Annotated in this window: 11 protein-coding genes; 6 read left to right on the top strand and 5 right to left on the bottom strand. The window is 44.8% G+C overall.

Annotated features, from left to right (window positions below; all coding sequences use genetic code 11):
* Window positions 1-66: 66 nt before the first annotated feature.
* Window positions 67-504 (bottom strand): restriction endonuclease, encoded by a 438-nt coding sequence (locus C8R14_RS11320; protein WP_011630646.1) that lies wholly within the window; start codon window positions 502-504, stop codon window positions 67-69.
* 247 nt (window positions 505-751) lie between these two features.
* A complete protein-coding gene (locus C8R14_RS11315; RefSeq protein ID WP_011630647.1) occupies window positions 752-1,384 on the bottom strand; it encodes an SOS response-associated peptidase in 633 nt (210 codons plus the stop codon).
* A 68-nt stretch (window positions 1,385-1,452) separates the two neighbouring features.
* Here C8R14_RS11315 and C8R14_RS11310 point away from each other — a divergent pair, with 68 nt between their 5' ends.
* Both C8R14_RS11310 and C8R14_RS11305 read left to right on the top strand, forming a co-directional pair.
* Window positions 1,453-1,884, top strand: coding sequence for a LexA family protein (locus tag C8R14_RS11310; RefSeq protein ID WP_041353902.1), 432 nt, complete (start codon window positions 1,453-1,455; stop codon window positions 1,882-1,884).
* Between the two features lie 6 nt (window positions 1,885-1,890).
* Window positions 1,891-3,186, top strand: coding sequence for a Y-family DNA polymerase (locus C8R14_RS11305; RefSeq protein ID WP_011630649.1), 1,296 nt, complete (start codon window positions 1,891-1,893; stop codon window positions 3,184-3,186).
* 98 nt (window positions 3,187-3,284) lie between these two features.
* Here the strand turns inward: C8R14_RS11305 and traM are convergent, their stop codons facing one another.
* From traM to C8R14_RS11290, 3 genes are read right to left on the bottom strand one after another with little or no spacing between them, the layout of a single operon-like run.
* The gene (traM, locus tag C8R14_RS11300) at window positions 3,285-3,725 is read right to left on the bottom strand and encodes a conjugal transfer transcriptional regulator TraM (protein ID WP_011630650.1); all 441 of its coding nucleotides are present in this window, start codon (window positions 3,723-3,725) and stop codon (window positions 3,285-3,287) included.
* 15 nt (window positions 3,726-3,740) lie between these two features.
* On the bottom strand, window positions 3,741-4,580 hold the full coding sequence (locus C8R14_RS11295; protein WP_218117878.1) for a nucleotide-binding protein: 840 nt from the start codon (window positions 4,578-4,580) through the stop codon (window positions 3,741-3,743).
* Complete coding sequence (locus C8R14_RS11290; protein ID WP_074455839.1) at window positions 4,474-4,770, bottom strand: TraK family protein; 297 nt, start codon at window positions 4,768-4,770, stop codon at window positions 4,474-4,476. Before C8R14_RS11290 ends, C8R14_RS11295 begins: the two co-directional genes overlap by 107 nt.
* A 336-nt stretch (window positions 4,771-5,106) precedes the next feature.
* Here C8R14_RS11290 and C8R14_RS11285 point away from each other — a divergent pair, with 336 nt between their 5' ends.
* Genes C8R14_RS11285 through C8R14_RS11270 form a run of 4 tightly spaced genes read left to right on the top strand, consistent with a single transcriptional unit; the run spans window position 5,107 to window position 10,028 of the window.
* Window positions 5,107-5,502 (top strand): plasmid mobilization protein, encoded by a 396-nt coding sequence (locus tag C8R14_RS11285; protein WP_011630652.1) that lies wholly within the window; start codon window positions 5,107-5,109, stop codon window positions 5,500-5,502.
* Window positions 5,483-7,531, top strand: a complete 2,049-nt coding sequence (traI, locus tag C8R14_RS11280; RefSeq protein WP_011630653.1) for a TraI/MobA(P) family conjugative relaxase — start codon at window positions 5,483-5,485, stop codon at window positions 7,529-7,531. The genes C8R14_RS11285 and traI overlap by 20 nt, the downstream gene beginning before the upstream one ends.
* Window positions 7,528-9,471, top strand: a complete 1,944-nt coding sequence (locus C8R14_RS11275; protein ID WP_041353903.1) for a type IV secretory system conjugative DNA transfer family protein — start codon at window positions 7,528-7,530, stop codon at window positions 9,469-9,471. The genes traI and C8R14_RS11275 overlap by 4 nt, the downstream gene beginning before the upstream one ends.
* A complete protein-coding gene (locus C8R14_RS11270) occupies window positions 9,468-10,028 on the top strand; it encodes a S26 family signal peptidase (RefSeq protein WP_011630655.1) in 561 nt (186 codons plus the stop codon). Before C8R14_RS11275 ends, C8R14_RS11270 begins: the two co-directional genes overlap by 4 nt.
* Window positions 10,029-10,073: the final 45 nt, after the last annotated feature.

Below are 10,073 nucleotides of genomic sequence, written 5' to 3'. Positions count from 1 at the left end.
CAAGACGGAACGAAGCTCGCTGCATCGGCGCGGGGGAGTCACGGGGTGACTACGCCTTAGCGTGCTTTATTTTCCGAATTCTGAGACGACCCCATTTTGGAATTCCAGTGAATCTTGTGCATTGCTCGACCAATTATCAGTAGTGGTTACGATGACGCGACCACTGAAACAAGTTTTACCAGACGCAGTAAAGAAACTGTCGATATCTGATTTCTTGATGCAATAGTCCGGCGCATAGTTCTTGCACTGGATCGCATGAAAGCGACCGTCTTTGGTGATCGCCACCAGATCAATGCCAGTATCAGTTCTTCTTTCGATACTTGCTTGTGCACCGTAGCGTGTAACCCAATCCGCGTAGAACAATACTTCGATATACAGAGACTTATAGAATGCCTCCGTCTGGAAATATTGAATCATCAGTTTTTCAAAGCTGGTGCCCTGGTCGCGTACTGTCGGAGTTACCTCACGAATGTGAGCCAACACCGCTTGTAATGGAGTGGTCATATCCCTGCCTTATTAAATGGAGACTGATGGAGATGGCGTGAAACGTGGGCCGTTTACATGCTAAAGTCCGATAAATACAGGGATATAATGAAATAAATAGGGGACGTTCCTGAGGCCGAGGAAAACGGTATAACTGGCCTATTTCTGCGATGGAGAGCTGCTGGACGAGTTGATATTCTGTTTAGTAAGTAGTGGATTCAGCACCTATACCCGGTACTGAATTCAAGGAAAGATGTACACCAGAAAGTTATGGCTGGGTGATTAACTTGTCGGCTGGATATTGACGTAAATGCGTCATGGCGTCATGGTTTAATGATGTCAACCAGTCTTTATAGGATGCTTTTGGTAGAATCACTACCATGCGCTTTTCAGCACCAGGTTTGTGAAACTGGTTCATGACTGGATGATCGTCTGCGTTAATGGTCAGCATGGTAAAGGAATAAAATCTCTCTTTACCCCAGGTAGACCATAGCCCTGCTATTCCCATCGGTTCTCCATCCTTTCTGGTGATACGAGTGGGAATGGATTTGCCACTACGCCAATCCGGTTCATAAATCGCTTCAGCAGGAATAATGCAGCGCTGTTTGTTGCGCCACGCATTTCTGAAGCTAGGTTTCTCGGCAACGGTCTCTGACCGGGCATTGAATGTTCTACGGCCGAATTCTGTATCTTTAGCCCAGTGTGGAATTAATCCAAATTGGCCAGTTAATGCCAGAAAATCAGGAATAGCTTTGTCTCTCGATTCGGATTCGCCCGGATGGATGATGAAGGTACTGGTGTACGTCGGCCAGACATCAAAGCGAATATCCTGAGGAAGTTGCGTACCAAAATAGCGCAACAGGCGTTCAGGTTCTCGTACAGATTCGTAGTGACTGCACATGGTCATACCTTTCAGTAAAAAGAATTAGAATAAGGAACAGTTTGACTCGCCAGAAAATGAACTTGCCTATGTTGGTACTGAAATATAGCCAACCTGTTCCTGTACAGGTTGGTGAACCTGTTTATATTCCGCTTTATTCTGGAGTACGTGCTGGCTTCCCAAGCCCGGCAGATGATTTTTTGCTCAAACGCATTGATCTGTCTAATGAGCTGATCAAGCATCCGGAAGCAACGTTCTTGATGCGAATAAAAGGCCACTCCATGACAATGGCTGGAATTGATGACGGTGACATTGTGGTGGTAGATAAAGCTGTAAAACCTGAGCATGGCAAGATCGTGATCGCCTGTGTGGATGGAGAATTTACCTGCAAACGCCTATATCTCCTGGATGGAGAAACCAGGTTGCAACCAGCTAATCCGGACTATAAAGATATTATTTTCAAGGACGGGCAAATACTGGAAGTCTGGGGAGTGGTCACTTCCTGCATTAAACAATTCTGAAACATCATGTTTGCGCTGATCGACGGCAATAACTTTTACTGCTCGTGTGAACGAATTTTTCAGCCTCGTCTGCAAAAAGTACCTTTGGTTGTACTGTCTAATAACGATGGATGCGCTATTGCCCGCAGTGAAGAAGCCAAGGCGCTGGGTATCAAAATGGGGCAACCGTGGTTTCAGATCAAGCATCTGGAGCAATCAGCCGGGCTGGTTTCTCTTTCACCCAATTTTCCACTCTACGGAGACATGAGCCTGCGCATGATGCGCCTGGCTTCTGAACTGGGTGACAAACAGGAAATTTACTCGATTGACGAGTGTTTTATCGGGTTACAGGGGATCTCCAATGTGACACACAGGGCAAGTGAGATTCGCGCCAAAATTTTGCAGTGGACTGGAATACCAACCTGTATTGGTATCGGCCACACCAAAACATTGGCCAAACTCGCCAATCATATTGCCAAGGATGCAGACAGAAAGCCAGGCAGCTACCCTACCCGGCTGGCACAAGTTTGCAATCTGGCTGAATTAAATGAACGTCAACGCCAGTTCCTTTTCGAGATGACAGATGTGGGGGAAGTATGGGGCATCGGCAGACGCATCAGTCAGCAGCTCAAGGAAGCAGGTATTAAAACAGTAAAAGATTTCGTAGAACTTGACCCTGGAACCGTTAGAAAACGTTTCAGCGTTGTCCTGGAACGTACCTGGCGAGAATTGCGCGGACAAAGCTGCATTGAATTGGAGGAAGTACCGACACCAAAGAAAGAAATTGCTTATACCCGCACATTTGGCCAGCCAGTGCACAATCTTGCTTCCTTGATAGAAGCCGTTACGGAGTTCACTTCACGGGCAGCCGAGAAGCTGCGCAAGCAACAAAGCAAGACTTCAACCATTCTGGTATTTATTCATACCAGCAAACACCGTTCAAGACCGCAATATGCCCGATCAATCACCGTGCCGTTGGTTCGTCCAGTATCCGATACCAAAAATTTGATAAATGCTGCTTTACATGGCCTCAAGAAGATCTATAAACCAGGATTCGATCTCACCAAAGCGGGCATTGTTTTAATGGATCTGACCAACGCTCAAACCAGACAGGCAGAGCTGGATTTTGGTGAGACAGTACTTGATAGCGACGAGCGGTTAATGCACGCTATTGATGAGATCAATGACCGCTTCGGCAGAGGAACAATCATTTATGGCAGTGCTGGAGTGGGCAGCGAAAAAAAGGTATGGACGATGAACCAGCAGCGACGTACCCCTTCTTATACAACGACTCTTGGAGAAATTCCAACCGCCTTAACCTGAACAAATATTTAAGAAGCAATTGTTTGTATTACAGGTGTATTGATACTGTGCAACCATGCAACCATGCAACCATGCAACCATGCAACCATGCAACCATGTTAATTGAGTGCTACAACAACTAGAGCTACGACAGCAACAACTGTTGATACGACAGCCATGATAGTAGCCAAAGTTGCCTTCTTCTCTGCCTTTTGTGCATAGTAGTTGCTGCTGGCTATATTATTGCCTAGTGATTGCTGTTTGAGATTTTTGCTCGCTTCTAATATTGATTCTTCGACAGACTGACGAACTTGATTGGAAACATAATCAGAAGCTTCTGTAATAATTTTTTCGGCGATTCTTTTTGATTCTTCTTGCTGGTGAAGGAGGGCTATTGTTAAGTCCCGACTTGCATCACTATATCGTTCTGTTACCAAGTCAAGGTAGCGGCTCAGCACGATCTCATTAATGGTAATGGTGACCAAAATGGGATCATCCTTATCAAGGAGAACGTTGTGTTTGATGGCGATCTGCTTTCTGATTTCCTCAAAATCAATCATAGCGGAGATTTCGCTTTAGAGGACAATTGCCAGTTGATCAAAGATTGTTTTTCTAACTTTTGCCAGTCGTGATTTTGCCATTAGTCCAAATTCTGGCGATTGTGCTACTTCATCAAACGTTAGTTTTCTATCCATCATTTGTTTAACATCTTCTCCAAACGTGCTGCTTGTCTGGCGAGGAATTCTTATGATCCCTTTCACCCGTTGTTTATTACTTTGATAGACGTTCATTTCCTCGAAAGTTTTTCCATCAGCAACAATATCCCCGAAAAACTCATTTAACCAAACAACTAGATCGACAGTTCCGGGTATTTGATCAACCAGAGATGCAAAGCCAACCAGCGTGTCTTTCATTGCCTGTCCGCCAGTTATAACGGTGTGAATGGTTACGTTTTTCCCATGTTCTACTATCACGTTGATAGCATCATTTTCTGCGATGTAGTAGGACAGAGGTATAAATGATGCAGCGCCGTTATCGACTACAAAATTAGTATCCTCAGCTATCACTTGCTCAACCAGTTTGTCAAAATTTCTTTCAATCAAACTGCCTCCTTCTATCAGTTCCAGTCGTTTGGCGTTAAATGCCTTGTATCCGGCTAATGTTGCATTTACTGGATCAGTATCTATAGCGAGAACAGGTTGATTTTTGTTTCGGAGGTGCTGCACTAATAGAGCAGATATAAATGATTTTCCCACACCCCCCTTTCCCTGCAAGGTGAGATGCACTTGTTTCGTCTCTTTTGTCTTGTCAGATGAGGTCGTCCCTTGAGTTTGCGGCGTTTGGATCATGGTAGAAGGGGATTCCTTTTTTTCTGGGATTTCCGTTTTCGGTTGTTGTTTTGTTTTGCTGTTCATTAGAGCGTTCCTTAATTCTTAAATATTTACCTACATAACGATTGAACTGTGCGTAGCTAATTTCGAGTATTTCTATGTGATCTTCATATATCGTGCGTTGCGTATATCCTGCGTCGAGCAGTTCTCTAAATTTATTTAGGTTGGCGAGGAAAGCGACACGACCTTCACCTTTTCTCCTTTTTGATGCCATTTTTTCTCCTTTTTGGTGCCCCAAAAGATTCTAATCTATAGCCCTCCTTTGTTAAGCAACTATCAGCAAATGATAGATGCTTTTTGATATTAAATAAGATTATTTGCAATCTTAAGATATTGTATGAGATTTAATGCAATTCACAAATAAAAATCTATTTCGCATTAATTTATTGCATATAATACCAAATAATAAGCAGGCAAGATGTGTAATGTAGTCCTACATGCTACGCATTTTGGCTAACATTACCTTCACTTATTCGCCTTTGGCTCAACGTTAATCTTGCTCTGCGAGGCCGACAGTCGCTGCCGCGCCAGAAACAGAACTGAGGAGGCTATGAAAGCAGCAGAGGAAAACGATAGAAATCTAAAAAAACCCCACGGTGGTCGTCCACGGGGGGTTCACATCAAAGTATGGGTAACACCAGAAGAAAAAGCGGCGATTGGTGAAGCTGCATCTAATTCAGGGATGAAAGAATCGGCCTATCTTCGCGCCTTGGGTCTTAATACTCCTGTCAGATCTGTGCTTGATCTGGAAGCGGTGACAGATCTGGTAAAAGTGAATGGCGATCTTGGACGGGTAGCCGGATTGTTAAAGCTATGGTTAGCGGAAAAACGCGGTCAAGGAGCCTTGCCGATGACTGTGGAAAACATGATGGATGATTTCAGGGAGCTGCAAAAGATCATGCGCGACCTGATGCACAAGGCATTGCATGATCGCAAAACGGATTGAATCCAGGCAAAGGACGGCATCCAATGTTGCCCGTTTGACAAGATATATCGTTAATGCCAAGGGAGGAATTGATCCGAGAAACTGGGAGCGCACAGCGGATTATGTACTTGATCTTCATGCCGATCCTAACGAGAAAGGAGAAAAGGTTAGTGGTGTACGTGTAACCAATTGTCATACGGATGATCCGGCAGATGCCACCTGCCTGATCCTGGCAACACAAGCGCGTAATACAAGATCAGGCAAGGAAAAAACCTATCATTTGGTTTTTTCTTTTCCGCCAGGTGAGCATCCATCACTTAACGTGCTGCACGAGATAGAGGATGCACTTTGCGAATCAATTGGCTATGCCGATCATCAGCGTGTTTCTGCCGTGCATATCGACACTGATCATTTGCATGTCCATGTTGCGATCAACAAGGTTCATCCTATCGGTTTGCAAAATATAGAACCCTACTATGACCAGAAAAGATTGATGCAGGCGTGCGAACAATTAGAGATCAAATATGGACTGGAGCGTACAAATCACGGAATTAAAGGCAAAGAAGTAGGAAGAGGATCAGGAGTAACCAGCAGGATTAAGAGCATCGAGGATCAAAGCGGGATAGAGACGCTAGCTACATACATTACAAAAAACGCTGGCAGGAAACTATCTGAAGCCAAAGACTGGCAAAGCGTACACGCAGCTTTGTTCGAGTATGGGTTACTGATGAAGCCACGTGGAACGGGGCTGATTATTGGGGATGTCAGGAGTAATTTATGGGTTAGAGCCAGTCAGTGCCAGCGTGATTTTTCAATGAAAAATATGACTGACAGGTTTGGGCCATACGAAGTACCAAAAGGACAATGGAAACAGAAACCGGGGTATGTATCGCGACCAGTGCATCATCATCCCTCCAGTGCCAATCTTTTTTCTCAGTACCAACGGGAGAAACAGCTTTGTTTATTAACCAGAAAGAAAGAACTGGAGAAAATAAGAACGGATAGCGCTGCGTATTTGTTGCAGTTACGTCATTGGAAAAACCATCAACAGGTAATGTTAAAACTGGGTAATAAAGGAGTGATCCGGAAAATGATGGGAGCGGATATCAGGAGACAGGCTGTTTTGGCCAGAAAGAATCACCAGGCATCCAATCAACGCAAACGCAAGCAAGTCTTATCAAATGCGGTTATGCCGAGCTGGTCTGACTGGCTGATGCAAAAGGCGATGGCCGGGGATAGGGATGCACTGGAAGTATTACGAAGTAGAGAAAATAGAGAGAGGCGATTCCGGGGAGATTTACTGAGAGCGGCGGGCGATTTTAATCTGACAAAATCGATTTTACTCAAGGCATTCAATCCTGCTGTCCGAAAGGATGGCACAGTCTCTTACCGTACTGCTGATGGAGGCACGGTCATGGATAGAAAGGATCATATCCAGACTGGAAAGGTATCGACAGTCACTACATTGTTTGCGCTTACTTTGGCTGTAGAAAAATTCGGAGGGCGCGCTTTAATAGTGGAAGGTACAAAAGATTTCTGTGAAAAGGTATCGGAGCTTGCAGCTATTCATCGGCTGAATATTACTTTTGTTGATCCAGTTATGGAACAGCATCGGCAGCAGAGAGTTACAGCATTTGAACGAGTGGCAACGATCAACAAGATACCAGTTAATCAGGTGGCAGTTTTGAACAAACCTGATTACCCAAAGGTGCCCGAAGACAAAGATGGGGTTCTAACTGGAAACCAGGATCAGGTCTCAGGAGCAGTCATTGAGTGGATACAAAAAAGGAATGTGTTGAAAGACAGGCAGCATTCTTTGGAGTATCACCGGCTGTGGATGGTTACTGATGCGGGCAAAGCAATTTATCAGGGACGCCGAAAAATGATGGATGGTAGTGAGGTGCTTTTATTGAAAAAAGGGAATGACATGCTGGTCAAGCCCTGCAGCTCAAGAGTGGTGGCAAAAGCAAGCAGATGGAAGATAGGAAGATCTGTTTTTATCGACAGGCAGGGAAGATTTATTGGTAAATCAAAAGAGATTGAGATTTGAACAATCAAAATACTTCAATTATGCGCGCGCGAGGGTATGGGGTAATTTGGCTCGCCATTTACCTGGTAGCGATAAATAGCCTGTGTACGCAGTTTGTGGCCTATCGGCTGGGTTATCACCTGGCACTTGGCACACCTGTTTATGCAAATATTTATAACCCCTTTGATTGGTGGAAATGGCTGTTCACGTTCTATCAAGGCGCTCCCGATACTTATAACTACGCATTTATCATTTTTTCTGTCGGTGTACTGATTGGTATGGTTGCATTTGTCATCGTTGTGGGTGTCAAGTCACGCAGCTCACGCAAGCACACCGATGTTCATGGGACAGCGCACTTTGCCAGCATCGAGGAAATTCAGGAAACAGGCTTAATATCCAAACCAGGTAAACGTGGACAGGGTGTTTACTGTGGTGCATTTGATGATCCCAATGGGGAAAAGACCTATTACCTTAGGCATGACGGACCAGAACATATTTGTGCCATTGCACCGACCCGATCGGGTAAAGGCGTTGGGCTGGTTATCCCGACCTTATTAAGCTGGCCGCATAGCGTTTTCGTACTGGATAGAAAGGGAGAGAATTATGCAATCACAGCAGGGTGGAGGCGGGAAGAAGCGGGGAATGTAATTTTGCGTTTTGACCCGGCCCAACCCGGAGAAAGTTGCGGTTGGAATCCATTAAACGAAATCAGGTACAAAACCCGTTTTCAGGTAAGTGATACTCAAAATATCGCTTATATGGTTGTAGATAGCGATGGAAAAGGGATTGAAGGTAACCATTTTCGTTCTGCTGCTTACGAATTACTGACTGGTTTAATTCTCCATTCCCTGTACAAGAGTGATGGTGTCGGCAGATTTCCTAGTTTGTCTGATTGTGCCTTGATGCTAACCGGCGTGGGTGATTTTGCAGCACCCGATACGCAAGATAATCTTGCCGAAGATGCGGATGGCGACCCAAAGGCTTTAAACAGTTTGTTTGCCGAAATGAGGGATGTCGATTTTCCGGTAAAAGATCAGATTGATAGAGAGGCGAAACTGGTAATAGCCGGCGTGGGGCGAAGAATGCTGGATACACCCGCGCGAGAACTCGGAAGTATTATTTCAACTGCCAACACAGCGTTATCTTTATATCGTGATCCAATCGTTGGTGAAAATACATCGCGCAGCGATTTCAGTATATCCGATCTGATGGATCACGACCGGCCCGTATCATTGTATTTCATAACTACGCCGCGCAATGCGGATCGTATGCGGCCATTGGCCAGGCTGCTTTTAACACTGATTGTCAGTAGCCTGGCTGACCGCATGGAATTTGATAACGGGCGTTCTAAAACATCACACAAGCACCGGTTGCTATTAATGCTAGATGAATTTCCAACACTGGGTCGATTGGAGATATTTGAAAGCGCTCTTGCTTTCATTGCCGGTTATGGAATGAAAGCCTACATCATTACGCAAGACGTGCAACAACTCTATAAAGCGTATACCAATTTTGAAAGTATCATTTCCAATTGTCATGTGCGTGTTGCTTATGCACCAAATAAAGTGGAAACAGCGGAATGGATGAGCAAAATGGCTGGACAGGCAACCGTCATTAAGGAACAAGTCAATGAATCCGGGAAGCGCTTCGGGATGGTACTTGAGCAGGTTTCCCGCAGTTTCCAGGAGGTTCAAAGACCGTTAATGACAACGGATGAAATCATGCAGTTACCTGGCCCCAAGAAGGATAGTAAGGATAACATTGTCGAGCCTGGGGAAATGCTGGTATTTGTAGCGGGCTACCCTGTAATTCGTGGACGCCAGATTCTGTACTTCCGTGATCCTGTTTTCAGAAAACGTTCAGAAATTGAGCCGCCTAAATACACAGATACGGTAAAGAATTCTCAACGTATTACTGGTAACTTTCCGCCAAAGAAAGAAGGTTTCAGGCTGTCGATATGATCCGGCCAAAGCTAATTGGTATTGCTGCGCTTACCTTTACGTCGTGTCTCTTCTCTGTAACGGCAGTTTTTCACTCCTTGGGTTTTCGGTTAAATACCACTGCTTCTGCACCGGTTGGTTTGTGGAGAGTGCAAGAGGCTGTAACCTATCAGAAGGGCGATTTTGTAGAAGTATGTCCACCGGACTTATCAATCATCAGGGTTATGGTGGATAAGGGTTATCTCGCTACAGGCAATTGTCCAACGAATGTTATTACCTTACTTAAGCCCATTGCAGTTGGTAAGGGTGACATTGTGACAATTCGGAAAGGGTTGCCAGTTTCAATAAATGGCAGGTTCTTACCTAATACCCGGTCTATGCCAACGATTCAGGCATGGCCTGATGGTACTTATCTCACCAAAGAGAATGAAATCTGGCTGTTCTCTACTTACAGTTCAGGCAGTTTTGATAGCAGATACTTTGGCCCGGTTGATGTATCCAATATTCGAGGGAAAGCTGTTCCAATATTGGTAATAGGCGATCCAGCCGAGATGCTTTTAACTCGTGAGCAAGCATGACACCATCGTGTTATGATTTCATGGCGTCATTAAGTCATTAAGTCA

The sequence above is a fragment of the Nitrosomonas eutropha genome, assembly GCF_003201195.1.
GTDB classification, from domain to species: Bacteria; Pseudomonadota; Gammaproteobacteria; order Burkholderiales; family Nitrosomonadaceae; genus Nitrosomonas; species Nitrosomonas eutropha.
The sequence above is the reverse complement of the archived record's forward strand: the minus strand, read 5'-3'. Positions and strand labels throughout refer to the sequence as shown.